Below are 18,873 nucleotides of genomic sequence, written 5' to 3'. Positions count from 1 at the left end.
CCACATGAATGAAGCCGAACCGGCAACCACAACTGGAAATCGCGCTCTTAATACCCCTCTTTCGACAGACGAGTTGCGCAAGACGGACGCATACTGGCGCGCGGCAAATTACCTCTCGGTCGGGCAAATCTATCTCCTTGACAACCCGTTGCTCAAGGAGCCGTTGGCCCTCGCGCACATCAAGCCCCGCTTGCTGGGTCATTGGGGCACCACACCCGGGCTTAATTTCATCTACGCGCACCTGAACCGTATCATCAAAAAGTTTGATCTGAATATGTTCTACATAGCCGGTCCCGGTCATGGTGGGCCGGCAATGGTGGCAAACACCTGGCTTGAGGGCAGCTACAGCGAGTTTTATCCGCACATTTCCCGGGACGCCACAGGCATGCAGCGGCTGTTTAAACAGTTCTCCTTCCCCGGCGGCATTCCCAGCCACGCCGCGCCGGAAACGCCCGGCTCGATTAACGAAGGCGGGGAGCTGGGTTACTCGTTGTCGCACGCTTTTGGCGCGGCATTTGATAACCCGGATCTGATCGTGGCATGCGTGGTTGGCGATGGTGAGGCTGAGACCGGGCCGCTGGCTGCCGCCTGGCACTCTAATAAATTTCTCAATCCTGTCAATGACGGCGCGGTGCTGCCGATTCTGCATCTGAACGGCTACAAGATAGCAAATCCGACACTGCTCGCGCGCATCAGCCATGAAGAATTGGAGAGCCTGTTCGCAGGCTATGGTTATCAGCCTTATTTTATCGAAGGATCTGATCCGGAACTTATGCATCAGTCCATGGCGGCTGCGCTGGATGTCGCGGTTGACCGGATTCTAACCATTCAGAACGAGGCCCGTACCAGGGAAACAAGCCCCGGGGCAAGCGCCGGCCCTGGGATATACCCGCGCTGGCCGCTGATCATTCTACGCAGCCCCAAGGGGTGGACTGGCCCGGAAGAGGTTGACGGCAAAAAAGTGGAAGATTACTGGCGTTCGCACCAGGTGCCGCTCGCGAAGATCGGTTCAAACCCGCAGCATTTGAAGCAATTGGAAGGCTGGCTGAAGAGCTACAAGCCGGAAGAATTGTTTGATGACAGAGGTGTTCTCATGCCGGAGCTGGCAGCGCTGGCGCCGGAGGGAGAGCGGCGCATGGGCGCAAATCCCCATGCCAATGGCGGCCAGCTGCTGAAGGAACTGGAAATGCCGGATTTCCAGGACTATGCTGTCGAGGTGCCTGCACCAGCTTGCGTAGTGGGTGAAGCGACGCGGGAAATGGGCAAATTTTTGCGCGACGTGATGAAGCTTAATCTGAAAAGCCGCAATTTCAGGGTGATGGCACCGGACGAGCTCAGTTCCAACCGCCTCGACGCCCTGTTTGAGGTGACCGGTCGAACCTGGGTCGCTCAGACCCTGCCGGAGGATACGCATCTTTCCCCCGATGGAAGAGTGATGGAGATTCTCTCAGAGCACACATGCCAGGGCTGGCTTGAAGGTTATCTGCTGACGGGACGCCACGGCCTCTTTTCCTGCTATGAGGCGTTCATCCATATTGTTGACTCCATGTTCAATCAGCACGCCAAGTGGCTCAAGGTAAGCAGTAAAGAAATTCCCTGGCGCAGCCCTATTGCCTCGCTTAATTATCTGCTGACGTCGCATGTATGGCGGCAGGATCACAACGGCTTCTCGCACCAGGATCCTGGGTTCATCGATCACGTCGTCAATAAAAAAGCCGATATCATCCGTGTTTATCTCCCGCCGGATGCGAACACGCTCCTGTTCATTACGGACAAGTGCCTTCGTTCGCGCAATTTCATCAACGTTATCGTGGCGGGTAAACAACCGGCGCTGCAGTGGCTGGATATGGATGCGGCTGTCAAGCACAGCACGGCTGGGATCGGCATTTGGGGTTGGGCGAGCAACGATCGGGACTGCGAACCCGACGTCGTGATGGCCTGCGCCGGGGACGTGCCTACTCTCGAAACACTGGCCGCGGTCGATCTGCTGCGGTGTCATGTTCCTCAACTCCGGATACGAGTTATCAATGTAGTGGACCTGATGACTTTGCAGCCGCAGCACGAACATCCGGATGGGCTATCGGATCGTGACTTTGACACGTTATTCACTACCGACAAGCCGATCATTTTTGCCTACCATGGTTATCCGTGGCTCATTCACCGCCTAACCTACCGCCGCAACAATCACGACAATCTGCATGTGCGCGGCTACAAGGAGGAGGGCACCACCACGACTCCCTTCGACATGACGGTGCTCAACGACCTGGACCGTTTTCATCTGGTAATGGACGTTGTCGACCGCGTACCGAAGCTGGCCTCCAAAGGCGCTTACCTCAAGCAATTGATGCGCGATAAACTGATCGAGCACAAGCGTTATATCACGCTCCATGGCGAGGATATGCCAGAGATCCGGGAGTGGCGTTGGCCTGATTCCCATTCATAGTCCTATCTCAGATCAGGGCATGAATGGCTCTCAAGCTATCTCTACCTCCTCTGGCGAATTCACGACGCCAAAGGAAGCCCGTGCGTAACATTTGGCATAGGGGTGATGTGCTTGCAATAATACGTCGCCTTAAAAGCTTATCGACTACCGGCTGCGGCGACATAGCCTTTCTTCTTGCTCAAGAGCACATAAAAGATGATTCTCGCCGCGCTGCGAGTCATGCTCAGCGCATCCAAAGAAGCTATGGAAAACACTTCACAAGCATCTTGCCACGGCTGCCGAATTGCATCAACATCGCCCTTCGATCTACCTCGCGACCAACCCGGTCCTCATGGCGGCCCTTGCCAGGCACAGCAGACCTGCTACAGCGGTTCGGCGCCGCCCTTGTTTTTCGTCGATCTGCGAAGATAAACTTATGCCGTCATTAAACCGGAAGCCTGTAAATTCAAATCTACTGATCCGGAAGGAAGGTTGATGATATTCATCATCAATGCAGTCGCGCTTTATGCTTCATTTTCGCTGAACCAGATGCTCGCGGTCTACTGGGGCGCTGTTTTGCCGGTATTTTATGCGCTTGTCGTGGCGCCTCATGTATTGATCGGTAGACCGGATATGCCGCCCGCAACGATAACCAGAATTCTTGCCGATAAGTGGGACAATGCCGACGATTTGACCGCTTATATCGTGAAGCACTGGATGGCGCTTGCCTCTCCGACCACTTCGTGGAAAAAGCAGCTTAACAGTGTAATCCTGTACCTGACATCTTTCCTCCTCGGTTTTGTATATTTCCTCAAGGAAATGTTTGCCGGCGGCATCTTCATGTGTATGGTGGGGTACGTGCTCTACCAGATGAGCCTGAGGGTAGACAGACCGAGGTCGGTTTATGGCAATTCGGATTTCAGGGATGGCAGTGATAGCGAATTCGCGAGGAAAGAATGGGAGCTCGCGGCCATGTCAATCGTTGCATTTTCTGATTTATACCCGGATGATCGGCCACTGAAGGAATCAGCAAACAAGATTTCAGAGGACAGTGACGTGCAGCTGCTGCTGGCGAAATATCGTCATGACCACGGGTTCGGACGGGTTGCCTAGAATGCGTTGCACGTTTTTGCGGGCTCTTCTGCATTCATCCGCTTTCTCGCCATTAATGATTTTCCTAATAGATCTTTCGCTCCAGTTTCGCCTCATGCATTACAGCTGTTGCCAGTTCCTCGATGGATTTGCTGGTTGCGTCGAGATACGGAATTCCTTCACGGCGCATCAGCATTTCCGCTTCGCGCACTTCATACTGGCAATTCTTGATAGATGCATATTTGCTGTCCGGTTTGCGTTCGTTTCGCATTCGATGCAGCCGTAGGGGATCGATGGTAAAGCCAAACAGCTTGCTGTGCACATTCCTGAGCTGGGCCGGGAGCGTCGCGCGATCGAAGTCCTCGGGGACGAGAGGATAATTGGCGGCATGAATACCGTATTGCAGCGCGAGATAGAGGCAGGTGGGAGTCTTGCCGGTGCGGGATACGCCGATCAGCGTAATGTCGGCCTGGCGCCAGTTCTTTTGTGAAATACCGTCATCATGTTCCAACGTGTACCTTATTGCCTCAATTCGCTGGCGGTGATCGATCGGGTTTTCGACCCGGTGGGAAAGCCCAACGGTATGCGATGAACGTATGCCAAGTTCGATTTCCATCGGGGCAATAAAAATACTGAAACAGTCGAGATGCAATGCATTGGCAGAGTCAAGAACAAGCCGTATTTCGGGATTTACGAATGTACTGAATACCAGTGGACGCGACTGTCCCATGCTGGCGCGCTCATTGATTTGCCCCACAACGGCCACGGCTTTTTCCCTGGTATTGAGGTAGGGCAGGGTGATTTCTTCAAAAGCCACGTTTTCAAACTGGCTGAGCAGACTATGCCCCAGCATTTCGACAGTAATGCCAGTGCGATCCGAAAGGAAGAACGCAGTTCGCTGCGACAGCTCCGACATGGGCAGCTTCGTCATGGTTGACATTTGATCCGGCTCGCCAGTAATGTTGACACGTTGATTTATGCGACTTAGGGCAAAATATCGCGTTTAGGGATGTAATACAATCCTCTTTAATCACCTACCGCACCCCACTTGCGAACAGGAGCAGAAATGAGCGATTCACGATATGTGATCTGGTTCGACGAGTTGCGCATGAACGATGTGAGCAGTGTCGGGGGCAAGAATGCTTCGCTGGGTGAAATGATCAGTCAGCTTACCCAGGCAGGAGTCAGGGTTCCCGGTGGTTTTGCTACGACAGCCGATGCCTATCGTGATTTTCTGGCTTATGGTGGACTTGCGCAACGCATCGAGGAGCGACTTGCAAACCTCGATACGGGAGATGTCGCCGCGTTGGCAACGGCTGGCGCGCAGATTCGCGGCTGGATAATAGAAACACCGTTGCCCCCACGATTGGAAAAAGAAATTTCCGATGCTTACGAAAAGATGTTGCGTGAAGCGGAAGACGGCGATATCTCCCTGGCGGTGCGCTCCTCGGCAACCGCCGAGGATTTGGCAGACGCTTCATTTGCGGGGCAGCAGGAAACCTTTCTTAATGTACAGGGGCCGGACAATCTGCTGAAGGCGGTCAAGGATGTATTCGCATCGCTCTACAATGACCGTGCTATTTCCTATCGCGTGCACAAGGGTTTCATTCATTCCGAAGTGGCGCTATCCGCGGGGATTCAACGAATGGTTCGCAGCGACATCGGGGCCGCCGGAGTAGTGTTCACCCTGGATACCGAATCAGGTTTTGATAAAGTAGTTTTTATCACGTCTTCTTATGGTCTCGGCGAAACCGTGGTCAAAGGCGCGGTGAATCCCGACGAGTTCTACGTTTACAAACCCGCATTGACGCAGGGAAAGCCCGCAATTCTGCGGCGGAATCTCGGGTCCAAGCTCATCAAGATGCAATTTTCTGCAAGCCGTGAAGCGGCCCGTCCAGTCGAAACAGTGGATGTGAAGGAGGCGGAGCGCAAGCGATTTTCCATCAGCGACGCGGATATCGAGGAGCTGGCTCATCATGCGGTTGTCATCGAACGGCATTATCAAAGACCGATGGATATCGAGTGGGGCAAGGACGGCGTTGACGGCAAGCTCTATATCCTGCAAGCCCGGCCCGAGACGGTGCAGGCACGGGCAGGGATGGATACATTGCGGCGCTATCGCTTGAAGGGCAAATCCGAGATATTGGTTTCAGGGCGCGCCATCGGCCAGAAAATAGGCACGGGGCCCGTGCGCCTGATCTTGAATGCCAGTGAAATGTCACGCGTGCGCGAAGGCGATGTGCTGGTGACTGACATGACCGATCCCGATTGGGAGCCTGTCATGAAACGTGCTTCCGCCATTGTCACCAATCGCGGCGGCCGTACTTGCCATGCCGCAATCGTTGCTCGTGAACTGGGGATTCCGGCAGTGGTGGGCTGCGGTAACGCTACTGATTTGCTGGCTGAGAATCAGATGGTGACGGTATCCTGCACGGAGGGCGATACCGGCAATATTTATCGGGGGGTGCTGGAAGTTGAAGTTAACGATCTCGCACTGGAAAGTATGCCAAAGCCACCGGTCAAAATCAGCATGAATGTCGGCAATCCGGAACTGGCGTTCGGGTTTCAGCGCATGCCCAACGATGGCGTAGGGCTTGCGCGGCTGGAATTCATCATTGCGCGCATGATCGGAATCCATCCCAAAGCCGCACTGCAATATTCCAATCTTTCCGCCGACCTGCAACAGCAGGTGGAAAGCCAAAGTGCAGGTTACCCCGATCCGGTCAGTTTTTATGTAGAAAAACTGACCGAAGGCATTGCTACTCTTTGCGCCGCTTTTTTCCCCAAACCTGTGATCGTACGTATGTCGGATTTCAAATCGAACGAGTATTCCAGCCTCATCGGCGGACAGCAATATGAGCCCAGGGAAGAAAATCCGATGCTGGGCTTTCGGGGCGCATCGCGCTATGTAGCAGACAATTTCCGCGATTGTTTCGAACTGGAATGCCGGGCGCTGAAGAAAGTACGCGATGAAATGGGACTCCCCAATCTGGAAATCATGATCCCCTTTGTGCGAACGCTGGCAGAGGCCCGGCGCGTAATAGAGCTGCTGGAAGAGAACGGCTTGAAGCGCGGTGAGAACGGGCTGCGGTTGATCATGATGTGTGAGATTCCTTCCAACGCACTGCTGGCCGAGCAATTTCTGGAATATTTCGATGGTTTCTCCATCGGCTCCAATGATCTTACACAACTCACACTTGGACTGGATCGCGATTCAGGCCTCGTTGCCGAAGCCTTCGATGAACGCGACCCCGCGGTGAAGGCCCTGCTGCGGCTGGCCATCCAGGCGTGCCGTAAAGCCGGCAAATACGTCGGCATTTGCGGTCAAGGGCCATCAGATCATCCCGATCTGGCGCTTTGGCTTATGGAGGAAGGAATCGAAAGCCTTTCGCTTAATCCCGACACTGTAGTGGATACCTGGTTGTATCTCGCAGGGGAGGCAAAAAAAAAGGTATAGTTCTAAAGCCGCGGTGTTACTCCGAATCATGCTTCGATAAGGATGCAAATGGCAAAAAATAGTACTCCGCGCCATGTCGGCTTCATTCCAGACGGGAATCGCCGCTGGGCCATGAACCGCGGCCTGCCTAAAGAGGAGGGATATGCATCAGGTATCGGGCCGGGTTTATCACTCTACGAAATTTGCAAAAAACGCGGAATAGCCGAAGCTTCCATTTACTGTTTTACGCAAGACAACACCAGGCGGCCCAACGCGCAGAAGCTTGCCTTTACCGATGCATCCGTAGCGTTTGCTTTTGAAATTGCTCGCCGCGGCGCGGCCCTGCTTGTTCTGGGCGACGAGACTTCCGCGCAGTTTCCCAAGGTTCTGGAATCATTCAGAACGCGCCAGGGCACCGGCATGAAGGTGAATCTACTCATTAACTATGGATGGGAATGGGATCTGGATGGCCTTAAAAATGGCGGTCTGCGCTCAAATGATGTTTCGCGTCTTGATCTGATTGTGCGATGGGGAGGAGGACGCCGCCTGAGCGGTTTTCTTCCGGTGCAATCCGTGTACGCGGATTTTTATGTCAGGGATGAATACTGGCCGGATTTCGAGCCCCAACATTTTGAGCATGCCCTGTCCTGGTTCAAGCGGCAGGACCGGACACTTGGCGGATAAATCCGGCACCGCGTGCAGCGGCATGTCGGGGAGTCCAAATCGAGAATCAGACTGCAAGGTTGCGCGTCGGCGTGTCAAAAGCGAGTACATCATCGCGAAGGGATGAGGTTTTGCCGACAAATGATGCGGAGATAAAACCAAAATGATAAAGCGGCCTACTTTCGAACAGATGCGAGACCTGGCCGGCAGTCTGCACATGCATATGTCTGAGCAAGAAATTCGGGATTACATGGAACTCATGGAGGCTACATTTAAAGCCTATGACAAGGTTGACGAGCTTCCAGACAATCTTCCCGCAGTCGCATACCCACGCACCGCGGGTTATCACCCCTCTCCATCTGAAAATCCCCTCAATGCCTGGTAGAAGCGAGGGGGATTGGAGAGAGATGTAGCGAAGCTCGCAATGCTTCTTGGACGGCATTCCAAACAACCGTATTTTTTTGGCGGAAGGAGATAAACATGTCAGCAGCCTCGGATGCGAAAAGAATGTTCGTCGAAAATCTCAATGCCTTTGGCGACCAAAAAACCCAGCCCGAGAAATATAACCTTTATCTCGGCCTTATTTATCTGGTTGCGTCCGTGGAACAAATCCAGCAGGACTTGGAGCAAATCAAGCAGCAACTGGAGAAGCGGCATTGAATTTTGCCGAAATTTATCGGCTAAAGTGATTGCGCGTCATAGATTCGACATATCGTTATGAGAAAATCATTTCCGGTGTTTACATTTACCCCTTCTGTAAACATCTTGGGTCCGTCCTCTCCGATATTGACCCATGCCCAGCCACGGTTAGTCCGTTCTGGGCTTTTTTGTCTCCCATGAATAATAGGGACACCCATTAGCCGCCCCCGTGTCAAGGGCGAAACCAAATTTTCCCTGCTGTTTTTTTTGACAGCGGGGTTTTCTTTTTGCAGACCTGTTTGTTGTTTCCAGTCGAACCCGTTTCCTCATTATTGGCTACGATCGAGTCGTGCCTGTCACCCATGTGGATCAAGCAGTGTCCGATATTCTGGCGCTGCCCTGGCGCAAATCGCCCCAGAGAAACGTTGGTGCCGCCAAGGTGTCCGGGCAATGATCACAGACCTGTGGCTCGCTTTTAAGCGTCCAGTCCCCAACTGGCTCACCCCGGCAGACGACCCGGAGTACAACACTCAGGCGGTGGCAGCAGGTCTCCATTCAGACTCGCTGGCTCGCATCCAGTCCCCATTGCTGGCTGACCTGCTGTCACCTTTAACCTCATCAGGCAAAACAGCGCTTCACGTCAAACGGCTGTTTCTCCTTCAGGATGTGGTAGCTCGCCCGCGCCAGCTTGTGTGCCAGCGCCTTGGTGGCCACCACGCTGTTGGTTTTGGTTTTCTTCTTGTCAAAGAAGCGTCTGGCCTCATCACTGAAACGCCGGGCAAGGTTGGCTGCTTCAATGAAAGCCCACACCAGGTAGGCATTGCCGTTTTTGGTGTTGCCTGCGCCTTTTTTCTTGCTGTTGGAATAATGGGCACTGTCTACACAGCGGGCGTATGAAGCAAAATTGCCAACCTGCGCAAAACGGCTGATATCGCCCGTCTCCAGCATGATCACAATTGCCAATACTTCACCGATGCCGGGAATGCTCTTGAGCAATGCATACTCGGGACGCAATTTGGCACTTTCCAGTAAGCAGACTTCCAATCGTTCGATTTCCCGGTTGAGTACCTCGATGACGGCCACATTCGACTTTACCGCCAGCGCCACATCGGCAGATAACCTCAACGTATCGACCTGTTCAATCCTCAGTCGCTTGATTGCGTTACTCGACAGGGTTGCGCCCAGTTCCCGCGCCAGGATGTTTTCGACCGCCAGTACATGCTGTGTGCGCGAGCGCACCAGTTGGATACGCTTGCGCGCCAAATCCCGCAGCCCCCGCTCGGATGGCGGATGAATATATCCGGTGGGCAGAATGCCCAGCCGTAGCAGGTGGGCCAGATGGGCAGCATCATCCTCGTCACCACTGTGCTTGAGCCCATCGTAGCGCTTCATGGCAACGGTGTTGGCCAGCTTGACCTCATAGCCTGCCGCCATCCATCCATCGACCAGCCAGTACCAGTTGTAGGTGGATTCGACTACCACCCCCGCCAGTTCGGCCTTGTGCGGTTCCAGTACCGCAACAATCCTGCTCAGATCGTTCGGGCAGCGTCGACTGGCGAGAACCTTGTCCATTTCATCCGTAATCACTACTACGCTATTGTTGGAATGCAGGTCTATGCCACAGAATCTCATTTCGGCCTCCTTGAGTAAATTACAAAGTTCGCACCTTGCTTTTTACTCCACCGCAGCCTGCGGCGGGAGGTCGGCTAGATGATTCTCAGACCATGGTTTTTCCCATCTTCCGAGACTGCCCGTACATGCGAGGAAAAGCCGGGTTAGCTCAGTTTGCCCCTATTACACTATTACATACTTGCCTCTAATGTGATTTAACGCACGGATGGAATATATGAAAAGCGAAATCATATGTTCCCCGCATCCCGACAACTATTGCTTGTTTTGGTGGCCCTGTTCGTACACCGGTTCTTGGCGAGACCGCTCCCGGCTGCGCTTCGAGTTCGATCGCCGGACTGACGAGAATCTCTGATTGGAAACTACCTCAGCAATTTTCATAGGAGTACAGGTATGAAACCAGAAGACGACGCCAGCGCCTCACGGCGCCAGTTTGTTGGCGGCATGACGGCTGGCCTTGCCGCGGCATTCGTCTCCCCGGCCTTCGGGCAGCAAGAAAGCGGTCCCGCCGGTTCGCTACAAGGATCCAGCAAACAGGACCCGACGACTCAATACCCGCGTCCCCCCTTCCCCCCGCAGAAACAGGAGCCACCCGGCCTTGCGATCAAGATGATACCGCGGCCAGACCATGGCGAAACAACCTACAAGGGCTCGGGCCGGCTGGTGGGTAGAAAGGCACTCGTGACCGGCGGCGATTCCGGCATTGGCCGCGCCGCCGTTATCGCCTTTGCGCGTGAAGGCGCCGATGTCGCGATCAACTATCTTCCTGTTGAGGAGCCCGACGCGCGGGAGGTCGTGGAACTGGTCCGGGCAGAAGGGCGAAAGGCGGTCGCGATCCCCGGTGACATCCGGGACGAGGGTTTTTGCTCCCGCCTCGTCACCACCGCGATCCGGGATCTGGGCGGACTGGACATCCTTGTCAACAATGCGGCCATGCAGGCCGCGCAGCCCTCGATCGTCGATCTCACGACCGAGCAGTTCGACTCGATATTCAAATGCAACGTTTATGCGATGTTCTGGATCACCAGGGCTGCCATGCCGCACCTAAAGCCCGGCGCGGCGATAATCAATACGAGTTCCGTCGAGGCTTACACTCCATCCGAGGCGTTTCTCGATTACGCGCAGACGAAGGCGTGCATCGTTGCTTTCACAAAATCGCTGGCGAAGCAGGTAGCCCAGCAGGGTATACGGGTAAACGCGGTGGCGCCGGGACCATTCTGGACGCCGATGCAAACGACCGGATGGGCAGATCTCAGCCGGTTCGGCAAAGATACTCCGCTTGGCCGGCCCGGCCAACCTGCTGAGCTAGGTCCTCTGTACGTCTTGCTTGCCTCGCAGGAATCAAGCTACGCAACCGGACAAGTGTGGGGTGCCTCGGGCGGGGAAGGACAACCCTAGCACCACGGCGGACATTATCAGAAGCGGATGGTGTTTTCCTGCATCACGAGGATTGGGCTAAGGCTCCTCAGGGCAAGGAAATGGGGTCAGACACCATTATTCTGCGGTAGCCAACGCCATCGCCTTGTGCCCAAACTGCCATCGGGAAAAGCACTTCGGATGATTAAATCTGAATTGACTTATACAGTAATGGAAAGAATTTAAAATATAAGTCACTGTATATGGTGCCGACACCAAGAGTCGAACTCGGGACCTTCTGATTACAAATCAGCTGCTCTACCAACTGAGCTATGCCGGCGCGGGTGCAATTATAGAGGTTGGGAAGCGGGGGAGCAAACCGTGAAGGTGCTGCAAAGTGATCAGAATTCTATTTGATGACCTGAAAGCGGCGTTTTACACCTGCAGATGATGAGCTTTGTGTTGACAGTTGTGGTTTACCAGATTCTTCAATACTGTTTTCCGCCTGGCCTTTATCGCTTTCACCCTCAAGTGCGAAGAGGATGCCTTGTGTCGTTTCCTTGGCAAATATTCCCTGGACTGCGTTCACTGGCACTGAAATTTCGCGCGAGACGCCGCTAAATCGGGCGGAGAACTGGATTACATCGTTACCGAGCGTAAGATGATGTGCGGCATCATGGCTGATGTTGAGCAGAATCTCGCCATCTTTTACAAATTCATCTGGTACGCGAGTCTGGGCATCTACTTTAACGGATAGATAGGGCGTAAAGCCGCTATCGGAACACCATTCGTAGATGGCGCGAATCAAATACGGCTTGGTGGAAAGCTCTTTCATTTGCGCATCGCCTTCTCGGAGGCGGTGAGTGCGTCGATGAATGCAGGCCTGCTGAACAGCCGTTCGGCGAATTTCAATAGCGGTGCGGCCTGTTTGGGTAGCTGGATACCATAGTGATCCAGCCGCCAAAGCAGGGGCGCAATGGCCACATCGAGCATGGAAAATTCATCCCCCAGCATGTATTTCTGTTTGACAAATACAGGCGCAATCACCGTCAGGTTATCACGAATGGCTGCGCGCGCCTTATCCGCAGCCTTCTGATTTCCGTGCTCGACCGCATCAATATGGCAAAAAAGCTCTTGCTCAAAGCGATGCAGAAATAGCCGTGCGCGGGCACGCATTACCGGGTCCGCGGGCATCAACTGGGGATGAGGAAAACGGTCATCGATATATTCATTGATGATATTGGACTCGTAGAGGATGAGATCACGCTCTACCAGCACTGGCACCCTGCCATACGGACTCATTACCGCAAGGTCTTCCGGCCTGTTATGCAGATCCACATCGATGATCTGAAAATCCATACCCTTCTCGTACAGCACGATACGGCAGCGGTGGCTGAACGGACAGGTAGTGGCTGAATACAATGTCATCATGACTTGTTACTTTCAGCGTATATGGGCGGAACACTTTGTAGCAGATGAGAAATAATCAATGGACGTCCTTCCAGTATTCCTGTTTCAGTGCATAGGTCAGTCCCAGCATGGCAAACAGGAAAAGCATTACAATAATTCCCAATTGTACCCGTTTAGTGGCGGCCGGCTCACCCAGATAAACCAGGAAGTTAACAAGATCAGTAACATATGCGTCATACTCTGTTTTTGAGAGCGTGCCAGGCTTGTCGAGTTTCAGTTCCTTTACCTCATGCGTGCCGCCATGGCCATCGTCGACATTCTTCACCATGAGTGATTGCTCGCCCTGCAACTGATATAGCACATGAGGCATGGCAGCTTTGTCGAATACGAGATTATTCCAGCCGGTAGCTGTGGATTCATCACGATAAAACTTCCTGAGATATGTGTAGAGCCAGTCGGGACCGCGCGAACGCGCGATTACCGACAGATCAGGGGGGGCTACGCCCAACCATTGCTTGGCGTCTTTAGTCTTCATGGCGACAGTCATCAGTTCACCTACTTTCTGTCCGGTGAATATCAGGTTATCGCTGATCTGATTCTCCGTGAGTCCGATATCTCTCAGCCGGTTGTATCGCATATATTCCGCGCTATGGCACGACAGGCAATAGTTGACAAAGGTCTGTGCGCCGCGTTGCAGCGAAAGTTTGTCGCTGGGATGGATCTGTGCATGATCCAGCTTCACGTCCGAGCCGCTGGCAAACGCGACAAGCGGAGCCAGGCAAAAGACTAATAAGATACTCGTTATTTTTCTCATTCTGTCACCCTGGTTGGTTCAGGCTTGGTTTTGTCTATCTTGCTGTACCACGGCATGAGAATGAAGAAGGCAAAGTAGACCACCGTGAATATCTGCGCGAGTAACGTGTAGAGAGGGGTAGGCGATTTCGTGCCGAGGTAGCCAAGCACAAAGACACTAATGACAAAGAGTGTGAGGGCAAACTTGAAAATCGGCCCCTTGTAGCGGATCGATTTTACGGGACTGCGGTCCAGCCAGGGCAGCAGGGCGAAGATTGCGACCGAACCGCCCATCAGTACGATACCCCAGAGTTTTGCATCTATCCAGAGAAAATTAACGGTGACCGCCCTCAGCATCGAGTAGTACGGAGTGAAGTACCAGACCGGAGCGATATGGTCGGGTGTTTGCAGTGTATTGGCGGGAACGAAATTGTTGTACTCAAGGAAATAGCCCCCCATTTCCGGGGCGAAAAATATGATCCCGGTGAACAGCATCAGGAACACGACCACGCCAAAAATATCCTTCACGGAATAGTAGGGATGGAAAGGGATGCCATCCACCGGAATATGCGTCACCGGATCCTTGTTTGCCTTGATTTCAATCCCGTCCGGGTTATTCGAGCCGACTTCATGCAATGCCAATATATGCACCACCACCAGCACCACCAGCAAGACGGGCAGAGTGACGACGTGATAGGCAAAAAAGCGATTCAGCGCGGCGTCCGACAGCATGAAGTCGCCGAGAAGCCAGTTCGAGAGCGTTTCGCCTACTACCGGAATTGCACCGATCATACTAATGATCACCTGCGCGCCCCAATAGGACATCTGCCCCCAGGGGAGGATATAACCAGTAAACGCCAGCATCATCAGGACGAAGAAGATACCCATGCCGATAAGCCAGAGAAGTTCGCGCGGCTTGCGATATGAGCCGTACATCATGCCGCGGAACATATGCAGGTAGACGACCACAAAGAACATGGATGCGCCAGTGGAATGCATGTAGCGGATCAGCCAGCCGAAATTCACATCCCGCATGATGTATTCCACCGAGGCGAATGCCATGCTCGCGTCCGGCTTGTAGTTCATGGTGAGAAAAATACCGGTGAGAAGCTGATTCACCAGGACAAGCATGGCAAGCGAACCGAAGTAATACCAGAAGTTGAAATTCTTCGGTGCGTAATACTCGCTGAGATGGGCCCTCCAGTTAGCGGTTAACGGAAAACGCGCGTCTATCCAACCGATCATGGACTCCAATCGTTTGCTCATTTATGCGGTCTCCTTACGATCAGACCCGATCAATAGCGTGGTATCGCTTAAATACGTATGGGGAGGGACGACCAGATTCGTTGGCGCCGGAACGCTTTTGTAAACGCGGCCGGCCAGATCGAACTTGGAACCGTGACAGGGGCAGAAAAAACCGCCCAGCCAGTCGGCGCCGAGATCCGCAGGAGCGATATCCTTGCGATACACGGGAGAGCAGCCGAGGTGGGTGCAGACACCTTCCACTACGAGAATTGCCGGCTTGATGGAACGCGTTTCGTTCTTTGCATAGGCGGGTTGCTGGTCTTTTTCCGACTTGGGATCAGCTACCTGGCTGTCAAGCTTCTTCAGATTGGCCAGCATATCCGGAGTACGGTTCAGTACCCACACTACCTTGCCACGCCATTCCACCAGAAGCAGCATACCTGGTTCAAGTTTGGTAATGTCGACCTCGACCGGTGCACCAGCCGCCTTTGCGCGTTCGCTGGGCATCATGCTTAATACAAAAGGAGTTGCCACCGCAGCAGTTGCGATCCCGCCCGCAATCGAAGTTGCGACGAGGAGAAAGCGCCTCCTGCTGTTCATTTCTTGTTTTTCCCCAATATCTGCCATATTTTTGCAGTCCCGTTTTTCAGTTCGGACCTCTAAAAAAACTCATAAAAAACTTAACCATTTTACCATAGTACGTATTGGAAAATAAATACGCATTGTAAAAACTTGTTGATTGGACGGTAAAATCCGCTACAGATCGCTCTTTATCCATCAACGCGCTGCGACCGCACTTTCTTGCTGCGTCGTTGGATTTTGGTTCTTTTTTTCGCGCTAGATGGTTCGAGCCTGGCTTGATTCATATACCATTTATAATATTTTTACTCGGGGAGAATCTCACGGCGAGCGCAGCGGCCATTTAGGGAAGATTACCGAACGGATATCAGAAATGCGTTGCTGTAACTGATCCACCGATGTAGCCGATCGACAGCAACAAGCAAACGTCGGGTGAACATTTATTGCGCGCGGCTGGTCCAACAATACATGTTTTGAGTTCATGACTATGAAGAAAACGCTCGTTAACTGCCCGCAATGCGGCAAGATTATCGTCTGGGATATCAGCAATCGGTACCGCCCTTTTTGTTCGGAGCGCTGCAAGCTGATCGACCTGGGCCAATGGGCCACGGAATCCTACCGCATCCCTACCGAAAAGAATACGGAAAGCCAGGGGAACGATCCATTAAGAGATGATGAGAAATAGGCAGTCTATCCAGACGTTCCTCAGGTAATACCTCGCATCAGTGCTATGCCGTGTCCGCCGTGATCCCATGCTGTGGTTAAATCGCATGGCTGCAACCCGCCTAGCGCATACACGGGTATGGAGCAGCCACGAGTGAGCGCGGCAAATTTCTGCCAGCCCAATGGAGTAGATCCGGGATGACTCAATGTCGGCAGCACGGGAGCCAGCACGATAAAATCCATGCGCAGCTGCTGGGCTCGAAAAAGCTCTTCCGCATTGTGACAGGATGCCCCGCACCATTCGATATCCGGGCGCTTCACCAGATTCATCAGCTGTGTTGATGGAAAATGTATTCCGTCCGCGTCCGCTTCGCGGCAGAAGCCGATGTTGCCAACATCGCCGTTCACCAATACCCTCGCACCGTGACGATGAGCAAGGGTAATTACTTCACTTGTAAAATCATGTAATTCTTTCCTTGCCATCTCTTTCTCTCGTATCTGCACAAGGCGTAGCCCTTTTTGCAATGCGCGTTCGATCCGGGCCAGTGCAACATTCGCTCCCCATTCCGCGGCATTGGTAATTCCGTAGATCGGTGGCAGATCGAGTGCGCGCAAGACAGGTGCGTTCGCCGGCAGCATCGGTTCAACGCCGGTATTGTTTGCAAATTGCCATGACAACTCTTGGTCTTCACAAGGCTGTGGATCGCCATGCCATTCTACGACACGATAAAAGCAGAGGCGTACGGTGGCGTGCGGATAGGTAAACGTGCGAGTGATCCAGGGATAGGCATGCTCGACATATATACCCAGTTCTTCCAGCAACTCGCGTCTGAGCGCATGTAGCAGTGGCTCATCGGGGGTCACCTTCCCGCCCGGAAACTCCCAGTAGCCCGCATAGGGCTTGCCTTGGGGCCGGCGCGCCAGAAGAAAAGCGCCGTCGGGCCGGGTGATGACCCCGGCAGCGACTTCAACGATGTCGGAGGGATGAAACATGCCGAACGGAATTATTTACGGCTCCCATTGCCACTTTTTCCCGTCTATTCCATCCGTTCCATCTGTTTTCTGTTTTCCCGCCCAGTCTCGTGCAAACTGCCACGCTACGCGTCCGCTTCGGGATCCGCGTGCCAGCGCCCACTGCAGCGCCGCTTCACGTATTGAAGGAGCCGTTTTTTCCAAACCGAAATAGGTCAGCCAATGCTCAAGAATAGTCAGGTATTGCTCCTGATCGAATGGGTAGAACGATACCCACAGTCCGAAACGTTCCGATAACGAAATTTTTTCCTCGACCGCTTCACTGGGGTGGATTTCTTCTCCTATATGCCTTGCGTCCAGATTGTCCCGCATGGATTCGGGTATCAGATGGCGGCGATTGGAAGTCGCATAGACAAGGACGTTTTCAGAAGCCGTGGCGATGGAACCGTCGAGTACTACCTTTAATGCCTTGTAGCCAGGCTCGCCAGCCTCGAACGAGAGGTCGTCACAATACAGAATGAAGCGTTCCGGACGCCGGTGTATCTTTTCGACGATGTCGTGCAAATCGGTGAGATGATGCTTTTCCACTTCTATTAAACGTAGTCCCATTGCCGCATACTTGTTCAGCATTGCCTTCACTAACGATGACTTTCCTGTTCCACGCGCGCCCGTAAGTAGCACATTGTTGGCGGGATGGCCTCGTACAAACTGATGCGTATTCTGATCTATGAGTTTTTTTTGCCGTTCGATACCCTGCAAGGCGTCGAACGCAATGTGATGAGCGTGGATGACAGGCTGAATAAAGCCGGTACCGCCGCTTTTTCGCCAGCGGAAAGCTTTAGCTGCGTTCCAGTCAGGCTCGGGCTGGCCAACCGCGAGCAACTCCTCCATACGGGAAAGTAATGTTTCGGTGCGATCATATAGCTTGTCCCAATCTTTCATGAGTACCCATTCTAATATCGTATTGCAACAAACGGAGGCCGACCATAAAGGCCTGCGCTGGTAATCGCATCGCCCCGGCAATACAGTTTATTCCTATCGGTGTTTCGCCTTTTCGATCCTCTGCTATTAGCGGCGATGACTACAGAGCCTGGATTGGTAGCGCCCAAGTGCGCGTCATTATGTGTGCTATCGAACGGAACCGCTCAGCTGAAAACGTCACAATTTGGCGTGTTACGTTAAGCGTATGCGAGGTGCTGCGGTTTGGGTTCCTATCGTAACAGACTGTAATAAATAGAAACAAGGAAGATAGAATCTTTGTTGGGACGCGGCGATTGGTTAGTGCGTGCTTTCCCGGAGGTTTCCTTTAAATGAAGCAAAACATTTAGGAGAAGACATCATGAATATGCCCAGTAAAAAATCAATTATTTCTCTCGCCATAGGATCCGCTGTTGCCGCAACCTTCGGTACTGCATCGATTGCGTCCGCGGCCGAGAACCCCTTCACTGCGCAATCCCTGGATAAAGGTTACATGGTGGCCGAGTCTCATTATCACGACAAGGACCCATATGGCGACAAGAAGGATGGGTACGGCGAAAAGAAGGGCGACAAGAAGTACGGCGAGGGCCGATGTGGAATGTCCATGGCGGATACCGACAATGATGGTCGAGTCAGCAAGGATGAACATGCGCGCCATGCTGAAACAATGTTCGAACGGATGGATACCAATATGGATGGGTATATCGATAAGGACGAGGCAAGCAAGATGAGAAAGAAGCATGGCCACGGCGACCGGCATCGGTCCGGTGACAGATATGGTTCGGGTGATCGTGGTGATCGTGGCGGCGTGGACGTGTATCGTGAGCGCGAATACGGAGCGGGCGAAACAGTAGATCGCGACCTGCCTCACATGAGGCCCATGGGTCAGTAAGAAAACACTGGTCAGCGGTTGCGCCAACTGATTTAATAAGCTGGGCCTTGTGTTGAATCAGGCGAGTTGCGCGTTGGTGCGCAACTCGCAACCGCTGCTGTTGCG

The 18,873-nt window shown here is 53.3% G+C and carries 18 protein-coding genes and 1 tRNA gene; 9 read left to right on the top strand and 10 right to left on the bottom strand.

Going from position 1 to position 18,873, the window contains the following annotated elements; genetic code table 11:
- The first annotated feature begins 4 nt into the window (after nt 1-4).
- Nucleotides 5-2,443 carry a phosphoketolase family protein gene (locus BMX66_RS09095; protein ID WP_090881341.1) on the top strand — a complete coding sequence of 813 codons (2,439 nt, stop codon included), beginning with the start codon at nt 5-7 and terminating at the stop codon, nt 2,441-2,443.
- Nucleotides 2,444-2,917: 474 nt separating this feature from the next.
- Nucleotides 2,918-3,535 (top strand): hypothetical protein, encoded by a 618-nt coding sequence (locus BMX66_RS09090; protein ID WP_090881338.1) that lies wholly within the window; start codon nt 2,918-2,920, stop codon nt 3,533-3,535.
- A 64-nt stretch (nt 3,536-3,599) separates the two neighbouring features.
- On the opposite strand, the gene BMX66_RS09085 is transcribed toward BMX66_RS09090, so the two are convergent.
- Nucleotides 3,600-4,454, bottom strand: a complete 855-nt coding sequence (locus tag BMX66_RS09085; RefSeq protein WP_369826975.1) for a posphoenolpyruvate synthetase regulatory kinase/phosphorylase PpsR — start codon at nt 4,452-4,454, stop codon at nt 3,600-3,602.
- A 126-nt stretch (nt 4,455-4,580) separates the two neighbouring features.
- Here BMX66_RS09085 and ppsA point away from each other — a divergent pair, with 126 nt between their 5' ends.
- The 4 genes from ppsA (at nt 4,581) to BMX66_RS09065 (ending at nt 8,273) form a co-directional block, all read left to right on the top strand.
- On the top strand, nt 4,581-6,971 hold the full coding sequence (gene ppsA / locus BMX66_RS09080; protein ID WP_090881335.1) for a phosphoenolpyruvate synthase: 2,391 nt from the start codon (nt 4,581-4,583) through the stop codon (nt 6,969-6,971).
- 48 nt (nt 6,972-7,019) lie between these two features.
- Nucleotides 7,020-7,634 carry an undecaprenyl diphosphate synthase family protein gene (locus BMX66_RS09075; protein WP_090881332.1) on the top strand — a complete coding sequence of 205 codons (615 nt, stop codon included), beginning with the start codon at nt 7,020-7,022 and terminating at the stop codon, nt 7,632-7,634.
- 142 nt (nt 7,635-7,776) lie between these two features.
- Entirely contained in the window at nt 7,777-7,998 is a 222-nt protein-coding gene (locus BMX66_RS09070; RefSeq protein WP_090881329.1) for a hypothetical protein, read from the top strand.
- 95 nt (nt 7,999-8,093) lie between these two features.
- Entirely contained in the window at nt 8,094-8,273 is a 180-nt protein-coding gene (locus BMX66_RS09065; RefSeq protein WP_090881327.1) for a hypothetical protein, read from the top strand.
- Nucleotides 8,274-8,870: 597 nt separating this feature from the next.
- Here the strand turns inward: BMX66_RS09065 and BMX66_RS09060 are convergent.
- The gene (locus BMX66_RS09060; RefSeq protein WP_090881324.1) at nt 8,871-9,884 is read right to left on the bottom strand and encodes an IS110 family RNA-guided transposase; all 1,014 of its coding nucleotides are present in this window, start codon (nt 9,882-9,884) and stop codon (nt 8,871-8,873) included.
- 390 nt (nt 9,885-10,274) lie between these two features.
- Here BMX66_RS09060 and BMX66_RS09055 point away from each other — a divergent pair, with 390 nt between their 5' ends.
- Nucleotides 10,275-11,279: an SDR family oxidoreductase gene (locus BMX66_RS09055; RefSeq protein WP_090881321.1), complete on the top strand. Its 1,005-nt coding sequence runs from the start codon at nt 10,275-10,277 to the stop codon at nt 11,277-11,279.
- A 222-nt stretch (nt 11,280-11,501) separates the two neighbouring features.
- Here the strand turns inward: BMX66_RS09055 and BMX66_RS09050 are convergent.
- The 6 genes from BMX66_RS09050 to petA form a co-directional block, all read right to left on the bottom strand.
- A tRNA-Thr gene (locus tag BMX66_RS09050) sits at nt 11,502-11,577 on the bottom strand.
- Between the two features lie 69 nt (nt 11,578-11,646).
- Nucleotides 11,647-12,072 carry a ClpXP protease specificity-enhancing factor gene (locus BMX66_RS09045; RefSeq protein WP_090881318.1) on the bottom strand — a complete coding sequence of 142 codons (426 nt, stop codon included), beginning with the start codon at nt 12,070-12,072 and terminating at the stop codon, nt 11,647-11,649.
- A complete protein-coding gene (locus BMX66_RS09040; protein WP_090881315.1) occupies nt 12,069-12,668 on the bottom strand; it encodes a glutathione S-transferase N-terminal domain-containing protein in 600 nt (199 codons plus the stop codon). Before BMX66_RS09040 ends, BMX66_RS09045 begins: the two co-directional genes overlap by 4 nt.
- A gap of 55 nt (nt 12,669-12,723) precedes the next feature.
- A complete protein-coding gene (locus tag BMX66_RS09035; protein ID WP_090881312.1) occupies nt 12,724-13,461 on the bottom strand; it encodes a cytochrome c1 in 738 nt (245 codons plus the stop codon).
- The gene (locus BMX66_RS09030; RefSeq protein WP_090881309.1) at nt 13,458-14,705 is read right to left on the bottom strand and encodes a cytochrome b; all 1,248 of its coding nucleotides are present in this window, start codon (nt 14,703-14,705) and stop codon (nt 13,458-13,460) included. The genes BMX66_RS09035 and BMX66_RS09030 overlap by 4 nt, the downstream gene beginning before the upstream one ends.
- Nucleotides 14,706-15,311: a ubiquinol-cytochrome c reductase iron-sulfur subunit gene (gene petA, locus BMX66_RS09025; RefSeq protein ID WP_090881306.1), complete on the bottom strand. Its 606-nt coding sequence runs from the start codon at nt 15,309-15,311 to the stop codon at nt 14,706-14,708.
- A gap of 439 nt (nt 15,312-15,750) precedes the next feature.
- Between petA and yacG the strand changes: the two genes are divergently transcribed.
- Complete coding sequence (gene yacG, locus BMX66_RS09020) at nt 15,751-15,948, top strand: DNA gyrase inhibitor YacG (RefSeq protein ID WP_177168773.1); 198 nt, start codon at nt 15,751-15,753, stop codon at nt 15,946-15,948.
- A 20-nt stretch (nt 15,949-15,968) separates the two neighbouring features.
- On the opposite strand, the gene BMX66_RS09015 is transcribed toward yacG, so the two are convergent.
- Nucleotides 15,969-16,919, bottom strand: coding sequence for a Nudix family hydrolase (locus BMX66_RS09015; RefSeq protein WP_090881300.1), 951 nt, complete (start codon nt 16,917-16,919; stop codon nt 15,969-15,971).
- A gap of 15 nt (nt 16,920-16,934) precedes the next feature.
- The gene (locus BMX66_RS09010) at nt 16,935-17,840 is read right to left on the bottom strand and encodes an ATP-binding protein (RefSeq protein ID WP_090881297.1); all 906 of its coding nucleotides are present in this window, start codon (nt 17,838-17,840) and stop codon (nt 16,935-16,937) included.
- 397 nt (nt 17,841-18,237) lie between these two features.
- Between BMX66_RS09010 and BMX66_RS09005 the strand changes: the two genes are divergently transcribed.
- Nucleotides 18,238-18,768, top strand: coding sequence for a CREC-EF hand family protein (locus tag BMX66_RS09005; protein ID WP_235001325.1), 531 nt, complete (start codon nt 18,238-18,240; stop codon nt 18,766-18,768).
- The last annotated feature ends 105 nt before the right edge of the window (nt 18,769-18,873 follow it).

Source organism: Nitrosovibrio sp. Nv6, assembly GCF_900110495.1.
In the GTDB taxonomy this organism is placed as follows: domain Bacteria; phylum Pseudomonadota; class Gammaproteobacteria; order Burkholderiales; family Nitrosomonadaceae; genus Nitrosospira.
Note: the sequence above shows the minus strand (reverse complement) of the source record. Positions and strands in the feature narration are given on the sequence as shown.

What these genes read in the sequence shown, in the direction of transcription:
- BMX66_RS09055 (WP_090881321.1), top strand. Translation starts at nt 10,275, where the DNA reads ATGAAACCAGAAGACGACGCCAGCGCCTCACGGCGCCAGTTTGTTGGC.
- petA (WP_090881306.1), bottom strand. Translation starts at nt 15,311, where the DNA reads ATGGCAGATATTGGGGAAAAACAAGAAATGAACAGCAGGAGGCGCTTT.
- BMX66_RS09045 (WP_090881318.1), bottom strand. Translation starts at nt 12,072, where the DNA reads ATGAAAGAGCTTTCCACCAAGCCGTATTTGATTCGCGCCATCTACGAA.
- BMX66_RS09075 (WP_090881332.1), top strand. Translation starts at nt 7,020, where the DNA reads ATGGCAAAAAATAGTACTCCGCGCCATGTCGGCTTCATTCCAGACGGG.
- BMX66_RS09095 (WP_090881341.1), top strand. Translation starts at nt 5, where the DNA reads ATGAATGAAGCCGAACCGGCAACCACAACTGGAAATCGCGCTCTTAAT.
- BMX66_RS09035 (WP_090881312.1), bottom strand. Translation starts at nt 13,461, where the DNA reads ATGAGAAAAATAACGAGTATCTTATTAGTCTTTTGCCTGGCTCCGCTT.
- ppsA (WP_090881335.1), top strand. Translation starts at nt 4,581, where the DNA reads ATGAGCGATTCACGATATGTGATCTGGTTCGACGAGTTGCGCATGAAC.
- BMX66_RS09005 (WP_235001325.1), top strand. Translation starts at nt 18,238, where the DNA reads ATGAATATGCCCAGTAAAAAATCAATTATTTCTCTCGCCATAGGATCC.
- BMX66_RS09040 (WP_090881315.1), bottom strand. Translation starts at nt 12,668, where the DNA reads ATGATGACATTGTATTCAGCCACTACCTGTCCGTTCAGCCACCGCTGC.
- BMX66_RS09085 (WP_369826975.1), bottom strand. Translation starts at nt 4,454, where the DNA reads ATGTCAACCATGACGAAGCTGCCCATGTCGGAGCTGTCGCAGCGAACT.
- BMX66_RS09030 (WP_090881309.1), bottom strand. Translation starts at nt 14,705, where the DNA reads ATGAGCAAACGATTGGAGTCCATGATCGGTTGGATAGACGCGCGTTTT.
- BMX66_RS09060 (WP_090881324.1), bottom strand. Translation starts at nt 9,884, where the DNA reads ATGAGATTCTGTGGCATAGACCTGCATTCCAACAATAGCGTAGTAGTG.
- BMX66_RS09015 (WP_090881300.1), bottom strand. Translation starts at nt 16,919, where the DNA reads ATGTTTCATCCCTCCGACATCGTTGAAGTCGCTGCCGGGGTCATCACC.
- BMX66_RS09070 (WP_090881329.1), top strand. Translation starts at nt 7,777, where the DNA reads ATGATAAAGCGGCCTACTTTCGAACAGATGCGAGACCTGGCCGGCAGT.
- BMX66_RS09010 (WP_090881297.1), bottom strand. Translation starts at nt 17,840, where the DNA reads ATGAAAGATTGGGACAAGCTATATGATCGCACCGAAACATTACTTTCC.
- yacG (WP_177168773.1), top strand. Translation starts at nt 15,751, where the DNA reads ATGAAGAAAACGCTCGTTAACTGCCCGCAATGCGGCAAGATTATCGTC.
- BMX66_RS09090 (WP_090881338.1), top strand. Translation starts at nt 2,918, where the DNA reads ATGATATTCATCATCAATGCAGTCGCGCTTTATGCTTCATTTTCGCTG.
- BMX66_RS09065 (WP_090881327.1), top strand. Translation starts at nt 8,094, where the DNA reads ATGTCAGCAGCCTCGGATGCGAAAAGAATGTTCGTCGAAAATCTCAAT.